Consider the following 17466-nt stretch of genomic DNA (forward strand, 5'->3'; position numbering starts at 1 on the left):
GCCATTTGCTTATCGTTTTTGTCCGATATATTGAATCACAGCGGATTCACCGTGATGGAGCGTGCCTTCTTCTCGCCATACGACGTTCTCGTTTAAAACGAGAGGGATGAAATCGTCTTCGAGTTGGTGAAACATCTCTTCGGTGTACAGAAGTGAGGCGTCTTTTGGTCCGCCTGTCCCGTAAGCGAGTTGGGTTGTAGAGTAAACTTCTGTTATGAATAGGCCACCAGGTCGAAGCGTTTGTCGAATACCGGCGAACACTTTTTCTCTGACGTGGGGCGGAAAGTGTCCGAAGATGCAGACGACTACGTCATACATATCTTGCGACCAGTCCGCTTCATTTAAATCAATTTGCTTCGTTTGAAGGGAGACGTTTCGTGAAGCCGCCAAGCGCTTCGCTTTTTCGAGCCCGACTTTCGAAGCGTCCCACATCTCGACGTCGAGTCCGAGTGTGGCGAGCCATACTGCGTTTCGACCTTCTCCTTCAGCGATGGCTAACACATGTTTTCCTTCAAGCCGATGTGTTGTGATGAAGTCGAGTAAAAATTGATTTGGCTCCGTTCCGTACACATATTCATCGGTATTGTAACGATCGTTCCATTTAGACAAATGATCCACTCCTCTCACCTTTCCATAAATATATCAAAATGATGAGACTAGGGTGGAAATCCTCTACGATTTTTCGAATTCATGCATAGTCCAGATGGGAGAAGGGAATAGATTTCTGAACTAATGGATAGAGTGGAGGCTAAGTAATGGAAAGAATAGATGCGTCGTTGTGGATTCGGGTACGAAATACGCTTGGTGAAGGTCCTTGTTGGGATGCTGAGTTGAAGCGTTTCTATTGGGTGGATATCGAAGGTCATACGTTATGGTGGTATGACGAGCGAGAAGACGAGATTTCTTCTTTCGAAGTCGGAAAACAGGTCGGTTTCGTCATTCCAAAAGTGACGGATGGTGTCGTCCTTGGTCTTAAAGACGGGATTTATGAATGGGATGAAATCAACCGGGAGTTAATTAAAATTGTCGAATTGGATGACCCTGAAGGTCGATTACGTTTTAATGATGGGAAAGCCGATCCGTACGGTCGTATTTTTGCCGGGACGCTCCACTTGGACGATAAAGAGAATCAGGCATCTCTCTATCGGGTGGACCGCGATGGAACGACGACAACACTTATGGATGAGTTGACACTTTCAAACGGGTTGACGTGGTCTCCTGACCATTCCGTTTTTTATCATATTGATACACCGACCGAAAAAATTCGACAATATGATTTTGACATGAAGACCGGCACATTGTCGAACGGAAAGGTCGTCATCGACTTTTCGGAAGAGGACGGCTTCCCGGATGGCATGACATCGGATACGGAAGGTTTTTTATGGATCGCACATTATGCAGGAAGTAAAGTATCTCGCTGGGATCCATCGACCGGTGAAAAAGTGTTAGAAGTTCACGTCCCTGCCCCGAATGTCACATCATGCGCCTTCATCGGGGATGGTCTCAATCGATTAGCCATCACAACAGCACGTGAAGGGATGGACGAGGAGGCGTTAACCGAACATCCGGACGCTGGATCGGTATTTATTATCGAGACAGATGTGAAAGGGATGCCGCTTTATCGCTTTGGGCGTTGAGGAGGACATACGATGGTGAAACGACTGTTAGTGCGAGCAGGTATTGGATTGGCAGTTGCGGCAGCGGTCAAGGTGGGAATTCAAAAATTACAAGAAAGTCGAGCGAGGGAAGAGGATCATTCTTATCTCGATCCGAAGTGGGACGAGGTCCCGAGTGTCGATTCGGACAAGGACGAGGATGAAGTCGGATTGACGCAGCTCGACTCCATTTATCGAGCCGAGTGGCAAGCGAACGCCTATCCGCGTTCAGAAGCAGAACGGAAAGCGTTGGAAGAATAATTGAATGTTCATGAAAACACGTCGATGAGGCGTGTTTTTTTATTGACAAAAGGGTGGAACCGTTACATTATACAAAGAGTAATGATTACTATTTAACGGAGGTCCATCATGAAACGAATTCCAATTACGGTACTCTCAGGTTATCTTGGTAGCGGGAAGACGACACTGCTCAACCACATTTTACATAACCGTGATCACAAAAAATATGCGGTCATCGTAAACGATATGAGTGAGTTGAACATCGATGAGAAGTTGATTGAACAGGGCGGATTCTCCCGTACCGATGAAAAGTTAGTCGAGCTCTCGAACGGGTGCATTTGCTGTACGTTACGTGAAGATTTGCTCACGGCTGTCGATGAGCTGACAAAGAATCGTGACCTCGATGGGATTATCATCGAGTCATCAGGGATTTCCGAGCCAATTCCCGTCGCACAGACGTTCACGTATGCCGACGACGCCCTTGGGATCGATTTGACGAGCCGTGTCTATATCGATGCGATGGTCACCGTCGTCGACGCGTACCGCTTCTTCAAGGATTTCAATTCCGGTGAATCGCTCATGGAACGTCAACAAGCCGTCGACACAGGTGACGTTCGCGAAGTCGTCGACCTACTCGTCGACCAAGTCGAATTTGCGGATATCATCGTATTGAATAAGGCGGACCGGGTGACTGAAGCGGAGCTGCAGGAGATGAAGGGTCTGCTCAAGACGCTCAACCCGAGCGCACGATTGTTGACTTCGACCTACTCGGACGTGGCGTTAGACAATCTACTAGACGTCCGTTTGTTCGATTTCGATCAGGCGATGCATGCGGCGGGATGGATTCAAGAGCTCGAGGCAGAAGAACATACGCCGGAAACGGAAGAGTATGGGATCAGTTCGTTCGTTTACCGTCGTCGTCGACCGTTCCATCCTGAGCGTTTGATGAATTGGATGGAGCATTATCCAGAAGAAATCGTTCGCGCCAAAGGGTTCTTATGGATCGCGTCACGGAACGACCTTGCCTGTCTCTTCTCTCAAGCCGGATACGCGTCGACGCTCGAACACGCGGGCCGTTGGCTAGCGACACTTCCGGAGAATGAACGAGAGGCGATGTTTGCCTCAGAACCTGAACTACGCGAGGACTACATCGAGCCGTACGGAGATCGACAGAACGAATTGGTCCTCATCGGTCAACGGATGGACCGGGAGACGGTCGAGCGGTCACTTGATGCTTGCTTGTTGACGGATGAGGAGATGGTGGAGCCGTGGAATGCCTTCCATGACCCACTTCCTGGTAATGGCCAACTCGTCACTTATTCAGATTGACCGTTTACAAAGTGACGAAACATCGCTATACTGTGACTGCATAAGTAACCGCATATCAATGACTGCACTAGGGGTGCTTCGGCTGAGATGAGAGCATGGCTCCGATCCCTTATAACTCGATCCAGGTAATACTGGCGTGAGGAAGTGCGGCACTTTCTCTATGCAAGTTTGTATAGATTTTGTTGCTGCATTCTCATGAATGCGGCTTTTTCTATGCAAACACATATAGAGGGGGAAACAGGATGAATGAATCATGTGGCACGAGTCCGATTGTCGGATTTCGCTTCACGCTTAGCCCGATGACAGATGACTTTGTCGGGACGATTAAAGGAGCATTGAAAGGAACAAATATGACAGGTGTGTGGCGACATACGGATGACGTATCGACCGTGATCCGAGGGCGCGTCGAGCACGTGTTCGACGTCGCACGGACAGTCTTGAGTCTGGCTTCGGAAGAAGGACGCCATGTCTCGATGAGCGGAACCTTCTCCGTCGGATGTCCGGGAGATTCGGCTGGGGATGAAGCGCTCGATGCACCACCACAACCATTGAATGGAATGTCAAGAGAGCAGTATGTCTCTTCACAGTTCGCGCTTTATCCGATGGGTGCAGGTAACTATATGGATCTCATCTATGATGAAATCGAACAAGCGAAACAGGCTGGTGTGTATAATGACTCAATGCACTACGCGTCAGGCATTCATGGGAATTTGGATGATGTGTTCTCATATTACGAGGCGGCGTTCAACCGGACGCGCGAGAAGAATCGACACGTCGTCATGACGGTGACGTTCAGTGTGAACAGTCCGTCACATGGAGGTCAACATGCTTAAGTCGTGGAAATTGAAAGAGGTCGTCCTCGTCTCCGTATTGTCTGTCGTTTTTGCCGTCGTCTATTTATTGTTCGTCCATATCGGGAATTTATGGGCAGGGTTGATTGGACCAATCGCCTATGAGTGGATCTTCGGTATCTGGTTCATCGTGTCAATCATCTCGGCGTATATCATTCGAAAACCGGGTGCTGCCTTCATTTCGGAAGTGATGGCTGCGACGATTGAAATGTTGATTGGGAATGCGATCGGACCGCGCATCATCCTGGTCGGCATCGTTCAAGGTCTTGGTGCTGAAGCCGTCTTTGCAATGACGGGTTATCGTCGATATGAGCTATGGGTTCTCATGCTTGCTGGATTTGGCTCGGCCGTCACGAGTTTCGTGTACACCTACTTCATGAGCGGATTTGCGATGCTTGAACCAGGATATGTAGCGACGATGTTCGGGCTCCGTGCGGTTAGTGGCATGGTCATCGCAGGAATCGGTGGGAAGTTGCTCAGTGATTTGTTATTGAAGACAGGGTCACTTCGCGGCTATGCAATCGCTCGGAGTGGGAACGTCCATGGTTGAGACAGAATCGCTTTCATTCCGGTTTCCAGAAAGTCAGGACACCATTTTAAAAGAGGTGACACTTTCCATACGACCTGGACGTACCGTATTGAGCGGAGCGAGCGGAAGTGGGAAATCGACGCTTCTTGCGCTGTTCAACCGTCTCTATCCAGAGAATTGTGATGGGATCCTTGAAGGCAGACTCGAACTGTTCGGACGTTCACACGACGACTATGCACCGGGCGAGATCAATCAGCGGGTCGGGACCGTGTTCCAAGACCCGGACACACAGTTCGTGATGGAACGGGTGGAAGAGGAACTCATCTTCACACTCGAAAATTTGGAGACACAAGTCGAGGTAATCGATCAGCGCGTGACAGAGATTCTCGAGTCACTCCAACTGACCGATTATCGAAATCGACTCATCGATTCCTTGTCAGGCGGGGAGAAACAGCGGATTGCCGTCGCCTGCGCCATGGTTGGACAACCGGAATGGTTGCTTCTCGATGAGCCGTTGACGCACCTTGACCCGGTGACCGCGTATCGATTCGTCGAATGGCTCGATCAAATGGATGACGTGAACGTCATCGTTGTCGAACATCGCGCGCATATGTGGGGAGACTTTTTTGATTGGCAGATCGAACTTGAAGAAGGACGGATTGTACGTAACGAACCGTTTCGATCGGTCGATGATTTTACATTCACACCGTCGTCAACACCACAACAAGAAGTCGAGCACTATGTGGTCGACGAGGTGGTGCGTGACACATTCCAATTAAAAAGTGTGACACTTCAAGTTCGCATTGGGGAAGTGATCGCCATTTTGGGTCCGAATGGGAGCGGAAAGTCGACGTTTTTACGAAGTTTGACGGAATGTGATCGCCGTGTCGGACTCGTCCCTCAATCTCCGGAACACTTATTTTTCATGAATTCGGTCGAGCAAGAACTGCAGTTTGGCCATGAGGAATCGATTAATATCGTGTTGGAGGATCTATCACTCGAGAATAAACGATCTCTCCATCCACTTTCGCTCAGTCATGGGCAGAAGCGACGACTCGCCGTCGGGATCCAGTTACTCTCAAACAAACAGTTGCTTGCCTTTGATGAACCGACGGCAGGACAGGACGAGCCGTCACTCCATGCACTCGAGATGATGATGAAGCGACATGCGAAAAAGGGACAGACGATCCTGTTCGTGACCCATGACTTGTCGTTCGCCAACATCGCCAATACGTTCTATCTGATGAAGGATGGGGTACTCTCAGGACCGTTCGGGGATGAACTTTGGCAGGACACGGAGAGACTTCATCATTATCGGTTAGTGGGAGGGAGGCAACGATGTCACTCCATGATATGAATCCGACGGTCAAGTTTATGACGTTCACGATTATGATGTTCGGACTGGCCTTGTTTTATAACCCGTGGACCCCACTCGTCATCATCGCCGGTACGTTAGTGATCCAGACCTTGGCGACGGACGTGTCATGGAAAAGGTGGGGCCTGTTCTTGATCCCGTTTCTCATCACGGCGCTCGGAACATTTTGGACGACGCTCGTGTTTGGGAAAGAGCTCGGGGGAGAAACGTGGGTGACCCTTCTCGGTCAGGACATTTCGAAAGAAGAGGCGCGCGTCGCCATCTCTCTTAGTCTACGTGTTTTGGCGTTCACCGTGTTGTCGCTTCTCTTCATGTTGACGACCGATTCGAAACGATTCGTCATGAGTCTGATGCAACAGGCGAAGCTGTCACCGACGATTGCCTATAGTGCACTCGTTGGATTCCGTTTCCTACCGTTAATGCAACAGGAAATGTATCAGCTTCAATACGCACATCGTCTTCGTGGCGTTCCTCTTGATACAAAATGGGAACGCGTTCGGCATGTGCCGAAACTACTTCTCCCGCTATTAGCAGGCTCGATCCGACGGGCGGAACGTGTCGCCTTCTCGATGGAGGCGAGAGGATTCACGAGTGGGAAACGGACCGTCTATGAGCGGATTGACGTCAAACCGTCCGATTACATGTGGTCAGGTGTGTTCTTCACACTGTTCGGTCTTTCAATTTGGGTAGGGATATAAAAAGACGACTCACTCGGAGTCGTCTTTCTTCGTTTCTTTCACGATACGGAACTTCGGTTTTACTGATTCATTGTTGAACGCCTCGAGGACCGTATTCTCATTCGCCATTCGGATCTGTTGTGGTTCGCCTTTTGCTGTCGTACCGATGCAATACATATTCGCCTCATAGTCGGCAAACAGTGATTTATAAGATGTCGCGTGGTGCATCAATCGACCTGGCGATCCCCAGCCGACGATGATCATCCCGCTGCTCGCATCTACCTCTTGTAACGTCTCTTCGACGTAATGGTAGTTCGTCTCATCAAGTTGAGATTCCACGTAAGGGAGGTTGTCATTGATGGCGAGTGTCGGGACGAGACTGATGACACGCATTTCTCGAATCGGTTGTGACAAATGATTTTGCATCAACATATAAGCACGCTGTGTCGTCGTGCCGGACAAAAAGGCATCGCTCATCCGCGGCGAGTAAATGATGACGGCACAGATGACGCCATCCTCCACATCGGTGAACTCATACGTTCGCATATAGCGTTTCGTTTTATCTTCGTTGAAGATTGATTTTACGCGGATGGTAACTTCTTCTACATGCGTGTTCATTTCCATTCCTCACTTTTTCATGTAAGCATCAGCCGAGCGCTTTGAACCACTCGACATATCGAATCGTGTAATAAGCGACTTGTTGACTGAACGTATCACGCTCATCAGGCATGAACGTCACGCTTGACTCATAGTTTTCAAAATACGTCATGACATCGTTGACATACTGCTCACTTCGATTATATTCGAAGATGGCGTTTCGGACGGATGCCACCGAATCTGTCTTTTTTCCACCGTGTTCACTTAAATAATACGCCGCCGTGTGCGCAGAATCAACTAGACTGTGTGGGTCTGCTTTTCCATCACCGTTCCCGTCACGACCGAGACCACCATACTGTTCAATCAAGGCAAGGTTCGTCAAGTCCACTTCATCTTCCGGAACATCGCCTTTTTGGTCATCGGTGTCATATTCCCAACCGAGCCATGTGCGAGGCATGAATTGAAACGGTCCAATCGCGCCGACAGACGAGCGCATCGAAGAACTGTGGGAGAAGATTGTCTCTACACGGTGAACGGCGGCAAGTAGACGCCAGTCCACGTCATACGTTTCGGCTGCGTCTTGATACACAGCGAGATGCGTGTTCGGGACGCCGTTCTCTCCATAATAGGTTCGATACAATCCATTGTTCACTTTATCATGTTGACCGAGCCAGCCGACTGCCCCGAGCAAAAGCACGAGCACAATGATGAAACCGGTCAGTCGCAGCATCATACGCTTCAAGATACCGCCTCCTAGCTTTTAGACAATACCCGAATAGTGTAGCATATAGCTAACAGGAAGGACAGGAGTGGATATGAATGCTCGAACGTTTGATTTTTACAGCAATCATCGGCTACATGCTGATTGTTCAAATCTTCAATGCCAAATTGATTCGTCCGTTGATTGAAACGAGAGGACGGGCATGGGTGTACGAACAGACCGTGAAATCGGCATGGGGATTGACCTTGTTGATTGTCGCTCTCGTATTTTTATTTCAAGTACCGCTATCTGAAATTGGTTTAAGATTTATACCAGAACCGGGAGATGAAGAAGCGTGGCAAATCTTTTTAATATCATGTGTCCTTGTTACTTTGATATTCGTCTTCTATTTGTTGGTAAAAATTTCATCTCGACTCAGGAATGCTTTACGTCCTTACTATGAACTGGATTTAGAGAAATTACTTCTACCACGTACGAAGACTGAAGAACAGGCATGGAGCGCCGTTTCGATCACTGCGGGAGTGACAGAGGAGTTCATCTTCAGAGGAGTCCTCCTGTACACGATTTCCCTCTATATAGAGGTACCGAATATGACACTCGCCTTAATTGGTGGTGCCTTATTCGGCATCGCTCATGCTTATCAGGGGGTAAAAGGTGTCCTTACGACAGGAACCGTCGGCTTCGGACTTGGCATCTTATACTTAGGGATGGGCGTCCTGTGGCCGGTCATGGTTTTGCATATACTGCTTGATTTGATTGCTGGTCCAATTCATGTCGATGCAAAAAGCGATTGACTGCCTCTTCATAGGCGGGGGCATCCTTGATTATACAATTCGTATGTTCTGCCCCGTCGATCAATGTCAGGTCATTGTGACGATTGAGGGCATTCATCTCGACTGACATCCAGGTCGGGACAAAATCATCTTTTGAACCGTGCACAAATAAAATTGGGGTCGTCGTTTCGGTGACGGCCTTTTTAGGTTGAACTTGTTTCATTGTGAAGCCGGCACGGGACCACAGAAAATAATCGATTCCAGGAAGAATGAACTCTGCCGGGATACGATGCAATTCCTTTAACTGATACCGCATCAACTGCCTCATGTCATCAAACGGACATTCTGCGATGACGAAATCGACGTCAGTGAGCGGTGTCGTCTGTAAGACGGTCGCTGCTCCCATCGAGACACCATGTAGACCGACTTGCTCGACTTGTTCATTTGTTTTCAACCAGTCGACCCAGTCAATCATATCGTATTTTTCATGATAGCCGTATGAGACATATATTCCTTCGGATTCACCATGTGATCGTAAGTCAACGGCGAGCAGGTTGTAACCGAGACGATGGAACATGGCGAGGTGAGGAGCCATGAAACTATGTGAAGCGGTATATCCATGCACAAAGACAATCCATTTCGTCGAGGAATCGTTCCGATAGATTCGTCCATAGAGTCGATAATCGTCTTTGGACTGAATCGAGACGTGTTCAAATGGAACGTCGTGATAAAATGCGCGGTCCTCTTCCGTATATGGAGCGAGTAACATCTCTGGTGTCTTGCGCTTGCCTCTCGTCATCCGTTTGAAGGCATAGTAGCTGACCGCATAGTATCCTGTGAATAGTGAGGCTAATCCAATTTTCCATTTTTGTTGCATATATACCGACTCCTTTCATCGCTATTGTACCCGAAACGAATCGATACGGTCCTGTTTTCTTACATAAGGATGGGCTATACATAGCATAAGCGGGTTAATTGAAGGAATCATGGTGCATCGAAAAATATGGATCCGAGCGATATGATGGAATGACAAAAGCAATGAAGTGGGGGAGATCTTGATGGAGAGGGCAGATATCTATCGAATGATTCAAAGGGTGTTGAGCAATCGGGAGGGGACACTCGAACGAGGAATAACTTTCTCGTGGACGACCGATGGTGATGAACGAATCGTCGGACTCGTATTTGATCTGTTACTCGACCGCTCTTTTCTACTCAACAAAACGAGCCTCCTCACCGAAGTACAAGAGGTTGCGCATCTGGTCAGGTGTCGACCAGAAGAAATCGTCCACGCATTCTCCTGTCTCTCGGGGATTCGACTCGAATCGAATCATATCACCGAACGACTGATGACCATTGAAGAGGCGACCATCTCCGGGGATGGGTTAATTAGTGTCACTATTCGCCTTGGAGGATGGCTCACTCATCAACTGCATCAAATTTGTCTTCGTGATGCCCTTCTTCCTTGTTGACCTCGGTCAAGGTACCGTCGATCACGCGAAGGACACGGTCACACACATCGAGCATACGTTCATCATGTGTGATGACGACGACACTTCTTCCTTTTTCATGTGCCTGTTGGGACAATAGTTCCATCACACGTCGCCCATTCTCATAATCGAGACTCGCCGTCGGTTCATCTGCCAAAATGAGTTGCGGGGAGTTGATCAAAGCCCGTGCGACGGCGACTCGTTGCTTTTCTCCTCCTGACAAGGTCGCCGGGAGAAGATGCAGTCGATGTCCTAAGCCGAGGTCGCTCAGTAGTTGCTTTGCGTCGATCTTACTTGTCTCTTGAATGAGTTCGAGTTGTTCGAGCACCGTCAGATACGGGATTAGATGAGCTTGTTGAAACACGAAGCCTACTTCATGTAGCCGTATAAGACGACGTTGTTCCTCATCTAGTTCGAACACGTCGCGTTCGTTCATCAAGAAGGTGCCTTGATCCGGTTTTCGCAATAGTCCCAGAATATATAACAGTGTACTTTTTCCGCTGCCACTCGGGCCGACGATGGCGATACATTCTCCGGATGATACATCTAACTCGATATCATTTAATACAAGTTGACCGTCGAACTGATGTGACACATGGCTTAACTTCATGATGCTTTCCCTCCTATAATCTCAATTGCGTCGACTTGACGGAGTTTCCATAGCGGTAACAATGCGCCGAGAACAGATAAGTTGATGAACATAAATCCGAACAGCGCGACATGACCGAAGTCAACGAGAAACGGTAGCGACGATGGAATCACCGCATCGACGACGTACGTGACCCCAATCGATGTGGCGACAGCAGCCGAGACGATGACGATGACTTGAAAGAGCAGTGCCCATCCGATGATGCGTGGCGAGATGCCGATTGCCTTTAAGATTCCGAGTTCGGGTAATTTTTGAAGCGTGAACAAATAAAAGAATGCGGTTAAAATAAAGGTTCCAATCACGAGTAAAAATGCCCGCATCATCGTGAACGTACTCTGTTCGGCACTATATCCCGGAACCGACTCAATCAAATCTTGTTGACTCATGACGAGCGCGTCGGATATCGTAGATTCAGTCCCAATCTCAGCAGATACATATGGACGTTGTTCGGAATGATTCAAATAATCGAACCATGTCTCGTTCGTCGTGTAAATCACTGGTCCATGACTATAGCGTCCATGCGATTCCCCAGCAATCGTAAAACGATAATCAGACACGAAGTCTGTCAAGGTTTCACCAGTTCCAAGATTATCTGAAAGACTGGGATCGAAAACGACCTCACCTTTTTTAAGAGCGGCAACAGGACCGATATTGCTATCTTTTGGAAGAGCGAATAGTGTCACTTCTTCTTTTTTTCCATTAAATGTGACCGTGAGCGGTCGAACACTCATCGTTTCATTTGAAGTATCCGCTGTGACGTCTATAAACGATCGTGTCAATTGACCTTCTGAGTCTGGATCAAGTTGATACGTCGTAGCATTCAATTCGTGCAAGGCGGAGCCATTATCATATGCAAGACCATCTGCTAGCCCCGTTATGAGTGTCGTCAACATGACAATCAATAATGTGATCACAAATAGCATCGAGAATTTTCTTTTTTGTCTCCACATCTCTTTCCAACCTAACTGCATAAAAAAACCTCCTTCAAGTGCTGATGAAGGAAGTGTACTTCAGTAATATGAACAGAATATGAACAGAATCAAAAATGTAGATGAATCGTGGTGCCGATTCCTTCACTCGATTCAAGTGTGATCTGACCGCCATGTAAGTCAAGGATATCTGAGGTGATGGCGAGACCGAGACCGGTTCCTCTGCTTGTCCGAGCCGTGTCGCCACGATAAAAACGGTCGAAGAGATGTTGTTTCGTTTCCTCGTTCATGCCAATCCCTTCATCAGTGAAGGATATAGTGACATGTGGTTCTAAAGTACATATGATTTGAATCGTACCCCCTTCGTGAGAAGCATGTATGGCGTTCACCAATACGTTATTCCATACTTGAGCGAGAAGGACCGGGTCGCTCGTCAATTCGACATTATTCGGAATATCTATGATGACAGCAATCCCTTTTTGATCGAGCAAGAAGGCGTTTATTTGAATGACTTCAGATACCGATTGGAGCACATTCACTTTCGTCTCAAGGATTGGTGGATTTTCATCCAGACGTGACAAAAGAAGGAGCTGTTTCGTCAATTGGGATAGACGTCTCGTCTCCTGTTCGATGACACGCGCATATTCGTTTGATACACCGTCCGTTCCGTCAACTAATTTTTCAGCATAGCCGACAAGGGATGTCAGTGGGGACTGGAACTCATGAGAGACGTTCGATACAAAACGCCGTTGTCTCGCTTCGGTCTGATTGATTGTGTTGGACATGTCTTGAAACTGTCGTGCTAGCGTCCCAATCTCATCTTGTCGTTCTATAGGTAGATGTTCAGGCTCTTTACGCATAGCGACAGAAGTGGTCGCTTTTGTGAGTGTCTTTAACGGACGAACGAGTGAGCGTGTCGAAATAGCAATCAAGCCGAACGCTAGGAGCGTGACGAGGGCGAAGAACATTCCGACGAAAAGATGTAACTCCCGGATTTGGGCACTTAAGTCCGGGCGGATAAAGATAATGTCTCCGTTATCGAGTGCAAATCCATACGTGTTAGTCAATTCGTTATCAAATAAACCTAACAAGAAGAGGTGAAACGGAAAGTCTCGCATTCCTTGATAAGGAGTACCTTCTCGTACTGCTTCGATTACATTGTCAGAAATAGTTTCGTCACGAAACGCACCACCATAGCGCCGGAGTCCATCTGTCGAATCAATGACGACCAATTGATAACCTGCCGCTGCTAAAAACATATAAAATGCATCAGCATCCTCATCGGTGTGTTGTTCAAAATAGATTGACGCTCCATTAGCAACCGCTTCAGTCTTCTCGCTATAGGAGGGTTGCCACCATCTGTAATAGGCTACGTTACTAAATAATAGTGAAACGGCTCCTGATAGGAGTAAAATCAAAAACATGGTGACGATGATTCGTGTATAGAGTGTCTTCATGCGTTCACCTCGAGTGAATATCCAACGCCTCGAATCGTACGAATAAACAGTTCAGGATGGTTGAACCGGTGACGAAGTCGTTTAATATGAACATCAACGGTCCTCTCATCCCCCTCGAAATCGAATCCCCAAACAAGTTCAATCAACTCCTCGCGACGATATACCCTGCCAGGGAAGGAGGCTAGTTGAAATAAAAGTTCGAATTCTTTTTTAGGAAGGTAGAACAATTGGTCGTCAAGTTTCACCTCATATTCTCTTATATCCAAATGCAGTGGTCCTGTTTGAATCTTTGACGCGGACGAACGTTGATATCTCCGCGAAACGGCCTGTAAGCGGAATAGTAATTCCTCGGGGATGAACGGTTTTGTCACATAATCATCTGCCCCATGCTCGAAACCTTGGCGTTTATCTTCCCATTCATCGAGAGCCGTCAATAGGATAACTGGAATATCGAGTGTCCCCTTTAAGCGCTGACAAAGCTCTCGACCGTCCAATCCAGGAAGCATGACGTCTAGAATTGCTGCATCAATCGGACGGGTCGTGAATAGATGCTCACCTATTGTGCCATTTGTTGCGATTAAAACCTCGTGCCCTGCATTTTCAAACGTCTCCTTCACAAGTCGTAAAATAGCGGGATCGTCTTCGACGATGAGTATACGCATGTCAATCGTTCCTTTCAAAAAGTTACTGCAGGAAACGAGGTGACCTTTTTGGGGTCACCTCGAGTCGGATCAGCTCAACTGTTTCGTCATTTCTTGATGCAAGGAACGAAGCGCCCGGATGAATGCATCTTTGAAGTATTTGTCTTCTTGTGTCTCTAATGTTTGGATTGCTTTTTGGTCACCATTACTCGCCTTGACGAGTAGATTGACGACAGTTCCCCAACGTTTCACATGTTCTGGGCGGGGATGATTCAATGCCGTCGTAAGTGTGAACCAGTACGGCTGATCACGTCTTTGAAGTGTGGCAATCATCCGTTTTGCGAGGAGCGTATCTTCTTCAGAAGGAATTGTTGCTGTAGCGAACCAACCGAGCATCGAGGCGCTCATGGATTCGAATTCCTGTTTCATAGACGGTTCGATTGCTAAACGACCGAAGTCTGTCACGTTGACGAACACCAATCGGTCTTTGAGATCGACATGTGTGACCCAACCGGATATAGATTTCAGCTTCTCTCGCTCTTTTGACTGTGCTTTACACGTATAGCCCTGCTGTTTCCCGATGTAGATTCGGAATTGCCCCCGATCGATATGCTTGTCTACCTTGAATTCAATATCTTGTCCCACTTGAAACGGTTGATTTCGTTTATTCAATGTTTGTCCCTTTTTCAATTCTGGTCGTTTTGAGATATGCCGTAGCGCTTCTTGCTCAGTCCGGTCATCCAACGTCCACAGGTTGTGAGGGGTCACATTTTTAAACCGATGTCGTCGTACATAAATGTACTGGTCGAGCGCTTCAATCGCATCTGCAGAAGTGAGCTTTCCAGTCAAATAGTCATCAGCGATGTCACGTAAGGTGAGTGATTCGAGACGATCGATATGTCCGGCATATGGGACGGTTCCAACAACGAATAACGCGGTCGCGACCAACTCACTTTCACGAGGGGTCAACGGTCGTTTGGCCATGGTGCACTTCCTCTCTAGATTCATATGATTAGTATAACAAAAACACATTAGCCGTTGCGAATTCAACTATGATTTGGAAAAAAATGAGGAATGGAAAGGATTCCACTTACTTATCTCGAATAGTGACTTGTAGAGAATCAGACGAAGGATTGAAAGAGTGAGGTGAGACGATGAAGCTCTCTATCGAGCCAGGGGATTACGTTGTGTTGATTGAAATCAATAAAGAAGTATTGAAGTGTTCCTCCTTTGAGGAAGTCGATCAGGCGGATCGCATTAGATATGAACTGGTTAGTCGGATGAGTGAACGTTTACCAGCTGAGGTCATCGTCCCATCCATCATCGATTATATTCGCTTTGGTAGCGGATACATTGGGGACCACATCATCTGGGATGCTGAAACAGAGTCTTTTTTTTGTCAGCAGTTTGAAACCATTGATGGTTCTCCACTTGGAGAGGACTTAGAAGGATTTCGTCCTGACCCGAGTCGGGTTGAATTGGCGCGATATTATACGTACTTGACGATTGGACGAATTATTGAATTCGACATGCTACATCCGGATGAATCGAATTATTGGTAAGTTTTTCGGCAACTTTTTATTCAAAAAAAAGGGAAATCTAATCCAAAGTTTGAGATAATGAAATCACTTTATCAGTTTGGAATGGAGCGGAAGGAATGAAGAAGATTGCCCTTTTGACAGCAGTTGCGCTTTTACTGCCTACGACGGTAGGTGCAGCCAAACCTGTCATCCTTGAGAAGCATGGTTATGTCGTCTCAGAACCTCGTATATCGAGTCAGTATTATGTTCATCAAATCGGAACCGATTTGGCCTGGAGTAAAACGAGAGGAGCCTCCGACATCGTCGTGGCACTGATCGACTCATCTGCCGACCGGAATCATATGGATTTGAAAAATGTTCCTCGTGTCGTCAACTCAATGAAAGGACCCTACAGCGCTGACATTCACGGGACGCATACTGCAGGCATTTTGGCCGGTAAACATAATCAGTTCGGTATTGCCGGACTCGCACCGAACGTACGATATCACTTTTACAATGTGTTCTACGGAAAGAATTCAAAGTACACTGATTCATGGACTGTCGCGAAAGCTGTGGATACGGCAGTCGCGAAAGGTGCAAATCTAATCAACCTGTCTCTTGGGGGGGATGATTATGACAGCCGATTGGCCACATCAATCAAGCGGGCAAGGGCGAAGGGTGTGATCATTGTCGCATCTTCTGGAAATGATGGGCAACGCAAAACGACCTTTCCAGCAAATATGAAAGAAGTGATTGCGGTCGGTGCGATCGATTCCCGGCATCGTATCGCCGACTTTAGTAATATGGATGCAAACGTCAAAATCGTTGCGCCAGGCGTCAACGTCTTGTCTTTAGGGGTCAACAATCGTTTTGTCTATATGGATGGAACGTCCATGGCAGCACCGATGGTCACTGCTAGCCTAGCTCTTGTCAAATCAATCAATCCTTATTTAACTCCGGGAGAGATCGAAGCTTTGATTGCAAAAATGCCTCGAGTGTCCGGAACAACACATACCGAACTAAATACGATGAAATTGCTTGAAGCGACAAGCCGTCCGATTCATATTTCTACACCTTCTGTTTGGAAAAGTCGATACGTCAAAGACGTGAAATTGAGTGTCATGAATCACTCGAATCTCAAATCATCGTTCACACTCTATCAAGGAAGTAAAAAAATTAAAACGTTTTCACCGAATCGTACGTTCACAATGTATTCGAGCGGAGACTGGTTACCGAGTGGACAATATCGGATTGTCGGACAAGTGACAGATGGGAAATATAAGCGCTACACGAGTCGAACAATTGACTATGTCAACACGTTAAAAACATCTGTTTCGGTCGAAGCGACAGATGAAAAGACCTTTACGTTACGGACGTCACGAAAAGGGATGGTCACGGTTCTTGATGTAGATGGAAATGTACTATATGAAGCCCTTCATATTGCCGGAACGTTCCCAGTACGAGGGGATACGACACGAGGCTTGACTGTCATCCTGAAACCGACCGATGTACGAGAAAAAGTCGTGACAACCACTTACGACGCTCCTGAGATTGAGGAGGAGCAGCCCGTCGTCGAAACACTGTAAAATTAAAAGCCGCCTACTCCTGAAGAGAGGCGGCTAATCTTATTTAGTCAATGGTGATGGCTTCTCCACACCAACGGATACTCGCTTCTAAGACATTTCCCTGGTCGTCGATATGCTCAAAACTAAGTTTACCATCTCGGATGATCTCACATAAACCGACTCGAACACGGTCACTCCATGTGCGACGCGTTTCATGCGTTTCATCGAACACTGGGATCGCGTCCGGGAAACGCTCTTCCAAGTGTATTAAATTGTGATGGTCAAAATGATATGATCGTTTCGAGAGTTCGTTCGGTGCTTTAATGTCGAACGGTTCAAACCCTCGAACGAGACGATTATTCCGGTAGAAGGCGAACACGCCGTTGTTCGGGTGGAGCACTTTAATGTCATCGATTTCTATTACATAGGTTAGACGTTGAATCCAACCGTTTTTTGCATCCTGATGCATCA

The 17466-nt window shown here is 47.4% G+C and carries 21 protein-coding genes and 1 riboswitch; of the genes, 11 read left to right on the forward strand and 10 right to left on the reverse strand.

Translation table 11 applies throughout. The features are described from left to right. Window positions 1–9: 9 nt before the first annotated feature. On the reverse strand, window positions 10–609 hold the full coding sequence (locus tag P400_RS0109170) for a class I SAM-dependent methyltransferase (protein WP_026825908.1): 600 nt from the start codon (window positions 607–609) through the stop codon (window positions 10–12). 146 nt (window positions 610–755) lie between these two features. Here P400_RS0109170 and P400_RS0109175 point away from each other — a divergent pair, with 146 nt between their 5' ends. The 7 genes from P400_RS0109175 to P400_RS15105 all read left to right on the forward strand — a co-directional run bounded on the left by P400_RS0109175 (window position 756) and on the right by P400_RS15105 (window position 6677). Next, window positions 756–1637 (forward strand): SMP-30/gluconolactonase/LRE family protein, encoded by an 882-nt coding sequence (locus P400_RS0109175; RefSeq protein WP_026825909.1) that lies wholly within the window; start codon window positions 756–758, stop codon window positions 1635–1637. 12 nt (window positions 1638–1649) lie between these two features. Beyond that, window positions 1650–1916 (forward strand): hypothetical protein, encoded by a 267-nt coding sequence (locus P400_RS0109180; RefSeq protein WP_026825910.1) that lies wholly within the window; start codon window positions 1650–1652, stop codon window positions 1914–1916. 108 nt (window positions 1917–2024) lie between these two features. Then, window positions 2025–3224: a GTP-binding protein gene (locus P400_RS0109185; protein ID WP_026825911.1), complete on the forward strand. Its 1200-nt coding sequence runs from the start codon at window positions 2025–2027 to the stop codon at window positions 3222–3224. A 59-nt stretch (window positions 3225–3283) separates the two neighbouring features. Then, window positions 3284–3384: riboswitch (TPP riboswitch) on the forward strand. An 82-nt stretch (window positions 3385–3466) separates the two neighbouring features. Further along, window positions 3467–4057, forward strand: coding sequence for a YkoF family thiamine/hydroxymethylpyrimidine-binding protein (locus tag P400_RS0109190; RefSeq protein WP_026825912.1), 591 nt, complete (start codon window positions 3467–3469; stop codon window positions 4055–4057). Further along, window positions 4050–4625 (forward strand): ECF transporter S component, encoded by a 576-nt coding sequence (locus tag P400_RS0109195; protein ID WP_012726387.1) that lies wholly within the window; start codon window positions 4050–4052, stop codon window positions 4623–4625. The genes P400_RS0109190 and P400_RS0109195 overlap by 8 nt, the downstream gene beginning before the upstream one ends. Further along, window positions 4618–5961 carry an ABC transporter ATP-binding protein gene (locus P400_RS15100; protein WP_034771041.1) on the forward strand — a complete coding sequence of 448 codons (1344 nt, stop codon included), beginning with the start codon at window positions 4618–4620 and terminating at the stop codon, window positions 5959–5961. The genes P400_RS0109195 and P400_RS15100 overlap by 8 nt, the downstream gene beginning before the upstream one ends. Beyond that, a complete protein-coding gene (locus tag P400_RS15105; protein ID WP_034771044.1) occupies window positions 5943–6677 on the forward strand; it encodes an energy-coupling factor transporter transmembrane component T family protein in 735 nt (244 codons plus the stop codon). The genes P400_RS15100 and P400_RS15105 overlap by 19 nt, the downstream gene beginning before the upstream one ends. Before the next feature lie 9 nt (window positions 6678–6686). On the opposite strand, the gene P400_RS0109210 is transcribed toward P400_RS15105, so the two are convergent. Together P400_RS0109210 and P400_RS0109215 are read right to left on the reverse strand one after the other, a co-directional pair. Continuing rightward, window positions 6687–7274, reverse strand: a complete 588-nt coding sequence (locus P400_RS0109210; RefSeq protein ID WP_026825913.1) for a DUF1643 domain-containing protein — start codon at window positions 7272–7274, stop codon at window positions 6687–6689. Between the two features lie 28 nt (window positions 7275–7302). Continuing rightward, a complete protein-coding gene (locus tag P400_RS0109215; protein ID WP_034771456.1) occupies window positions 7303–7986 on the reverse strand; it encodes a lytic transglycosylase domain-containing protein in 684 nt (227 codons plus the stop codon). Between the two features lie 86 nt (window positions 7987–8072). Here P400_RS0109215 and P400_RS0109220 point away from each other — a divergent pair, with 86 nt between their 5' ends. Then, window positions 8073–8768, forward strand: a complete 696-nt coding sequence (locus tag P400_RS0109220; protein ID WP_026825915.1) for a CPBP family intramembrane glutamic endopeptidase — start codon at window positions 8073–8075, stop codon at window positions 8766–8768. On the opposite strand, the gene P400_RS0109225 is transcribed toward P400_RS0109220, so the two are convergent. Continuing rightward, window positions 8701–9624 (reverse strand): alpha/beta hydrolase, encoded by a 924-nt coding sequence (locus P400_RS0109225; protein ID WP_026825916.1) that lies wholly within the window; start codon window positions 9622–9624, stop codon window positions 8701–8703. The two genes, P400_RS0109220 and P400_RS0109225, sit on opposite strands and share 68 nt — an antisense overlap. 181 nt (window positions 9625–9805) lie before the next feature. Between P400_RS0109225 and P400_RS0109230 the strand changes: the two genes are divergently transcribed. Continuing rightward, window positions 9806–10216: a hypothetical protein gene (locus tag P400_RS0109230; protein ID WP_026825917.1), complete on the forward strand. Its 411-nt coding sequence runs from the start codon at window positions 9806–9808 to the stop codon at window positions 10214–10216. Here the strand turns inward: P400_RS0109230 and P400_RS0109235 are convergent. The 5 genes from P400_RS0109235 to P400_RS0109255 form a co-directional block, all read right to left on the reverse strand. Next, on the reverse strand, window positions 10164–10844 hold the full coding sequence (locus P400_RS0109235; RefSeq protein ID WP_026825918.1) for an ABC transporter ATP-binding protein: 681 nt from the start codon (window positions 10842–10844) through the stop codon (window positions 10164–10166). The two genes, P400_RS0109230 and P400_RS0109235, sit on opposite strands and share 53 nt — an antisense overlap. Next, the gene (locus tag P400_RS0109240) at window positions 10841–11854 is read right to left on the reverse strand and encodes an ABC transporter permease (protein ID WP_026825919.1); all 1014 of its coding nucleotides are present in this window, start codon (window positions 11852–11854) and stop codon (window positions 10841–10843) included. The genes P400_RS0109235 and P400_RS0109240 overlap by 4 nt, the downstream gene beginning before the upstream one ends. Before the next feature lie 68 nt (window positions 11855–11922). Then, window positions 11923–13269 (reverse strand): sensor histidine kinase, encoded by a 1347-nt coding sequence (locus P400_RS0109245; RefSeq protein ID WP_026825920.1) that lies wholly within the window; start codon window positions 13267–13269, stop codon window positions 11923–11925. Next, window positions 13266–13931 (reverse strand): response regulator transcription factor, encoded by a 666-nt coding sequence (locus P400_RS0109250; protein WP_026825921.1) that lies wholly within the window; start codon window positions 13929–13931, stop codon window positions 13266–13268. The genes P400_RS0109245 and P400_RS0109250 overlap by 4 nt, the downstream gene beginning before the upstream one ends. 69 nt (window positions 13932–14000) lie before the next feature. After that, window positions 14001–14894 carry a hypothetical protein gene (locus P400_RS0109255; protein WP_026825922.1) on the reverse strand — a complete coding sequence of 298 codons (894 nt, stop codon included), beginning with the start codon at window positions 14892–14894 and terminating at the stop codon, window positions 14001–14003. A gap of 170 nt (window positions 14895–15064) precedes the next feature. Here P400_RS0109255 and P400_RS0109260 point away from each other — a divergent pair, with 170 nt between their 5' ends. Beyond that, window positions 15065–15472 carry a type III PLP-dependent enzyme domain-containing protein gene (locus tag P400_RS0109260; protein WP_026825923.1) on the forward strand — a complete coding sequence of 136 codons (408 nt, stop codon included), beginning with the start codon at window positions 15065–15067 and terminating at the stop codon, window positions 15470–15472. 95 nt (window positions 15473–15567) lie between these two features. After that, a complete protein-coding gene (locus P400_RS0109265) occupies window positions 15568–17016 on the forward strand; it encodes a S8 family peptidase (protein ID WP_026825924.1) in 1449 nt (482 codons plus the stop codon). Between the two features lie 43 nt (window positions 17017–17059). On the opposite strand, the gene P400_RS0109270 is transcribed toward P400_RS0109265, so the two are convergent. Next, on the reverse strand, window positions 17060–17464 hold the full coding sequence (locus P400_RS0109270) for a hypothetical protein (RefSeq protein WP_026825925.1): 405 nt from the start codon (window positions 17462–17464) through the stop codon (window positions 17060–17062). Between the last annotated feature and the right edge of the window lie 2 nt (window positions 17465–17466).

Source organism: Exiguobacterium marinum DSM 16307 (genome assembly GCF_000620845.1).
Lineage (GTDB): Bacteria > Bacillota > Bacilli > Exiguobacteriales > Exiguobacteriaceae > Exiguobacterium > Exiguobacterium marinum.

Excerpts from the sequence above, each read along its gene's own strand:
- P400_RS0109175 (WP_026825909.1), top strand. The coding sequence starts at position 756 with ATGGAAAGAATAGATGCGTCGTTGTGGATTCGGGTACGAAATACGCTT.
- P400_RS0109180 (WP_026825910.1), top strand. The coding sequence starts at position 1,650 with ATGGTGAAACGACTGTTAGTGCGAGCAGGTATTGGATTGGCAGTTGCG.
- P400_RS0109185 (WP_026825911.1), top strand. The coding sequence starts at position 2,025 with ATGAAACGAATTCCAATTACGGTACTCTCAGGTTATCTTGGTAGCGGG.
- P400_RS0109190 (WP_026825912.1), top strand. The coding sequence starts at position 3,467 with ATGAATGAATCATGTGGCACGAGTCCGATTGTCGGATTTCGCTTCACG.
- P400_RS0109195 (WP_012726387.1), top strand. The coding sequence starts at position 4,050 with ATGCTTAAGTCGTGGAAATTGAAAGAGGTCGTCCTCGTCTCCGTATTG.
- P400_RS15100 (WP_034771041.1), top strand. The coding sequence starts at position 4,618 with ATGGTTGAGACAGAATCGCTTTCATTCCGGTTTCCAGAAAGTCAGGAC.
- P400_RS15105 (WP_034771044.1), top strand. The coding sequence starts at position 5,943 with ATGTCACTCCATGATATGAATCCGACGGTCAAGTTTATGACGTTCACG.
- P400_RS0109210 (WP_026825913.1), bottom strand. The coding sequence starts at position 7,274 with ATGAACACGCATGTAGAAGAAGTTACCATCCGCGTAAAATCAATCTTC.
- P400_RS0109215 (WP_034771456.1), bottom strand. The coding sequence starts at position 7,986 with ATGATGCTGCGACTGACCGGTTTCATCATTGTGCTCGTGCTTTTGCTC.
- P400_RS0109220 (WP_026825915.1), top strand. The coding sequence starts at position 8,073 with ATGCTCGAACGTTTGATTTTTACAGCAATCATCGGCTACATGCTGATT.
- P400_RS0109225 (WP_026825916.1), bottom strand. The coding sequence starts at position 9,624 with ATGCAACAAAAATGGAAAATTGGATTAGCCTCACTATTCACAGGATAC.
- P400_RS0109230 (WP_026825917.1), top strand. The coding sequence starts at position 9,806 with ATGGAGAGGGCAGATATCTATCGAATGATTCAAAGGGTGTTGAGCAAT.
- P400_RS0109235 (WP_026825918.1), bottom strand. The coding sequence starts at position 10,844 with ATGAAGTTAAGCCATGTGTCACATCAGTTCGACGGTCAACTTGTATTA.
- P400_RS0109240 (WP_026825919.1), bottom strand. The coding sequence starts at position 11,854 with ATGCAGTTAGGTTGGAAAGAGATGTGGAGACAAAAAAGAAAATTCTCG.
- P400_RS0109245 (WP_026825920.1), bottom strand. The coding sequence starts at position 13,269 with ATGAAGACACTCTATACACGAATCATCGTCACCATGTTTTTGATTTTA.
- P400_RS0109250 (WP_026825921.1), bottom strand. The coding sequence starts at position 13,931 with ATGCGTATACTCATCGTCGAAGACGATCCCGCTATTTTACGACTTGTG.
- P400_RS0109255 (WP_026825922.1), bottom strand. The coding sequence starts at position 14,894 with ATGGCCAAACGACCGTTGACCCCTCGTGAAAGTGAGTTGGTCGCGACC.
- P400_RS0109260 (WP_026825923.1), top strand. The coding sequence starts at position 15,065 with ATGAAGCTCTCTATCGAGCCAGGGGATTACGTTGTGTTGATTGAAATC.
- P400_RS0109265 (WP_026825924.1), top strand. The coding sequence starts at position 15,568 with ATGAAGAAGATTGCCCTTTTGACAGCAGTTGCGCTTTTACTGCCTACG.
- P400_RS0109270 (WP_026825925.1), bottom strand. The coding sequence starts at position 17,464 with ATGCATCAGGATGCAAAAAACGGTTGGATTCAACGTCTAACCTATGTA.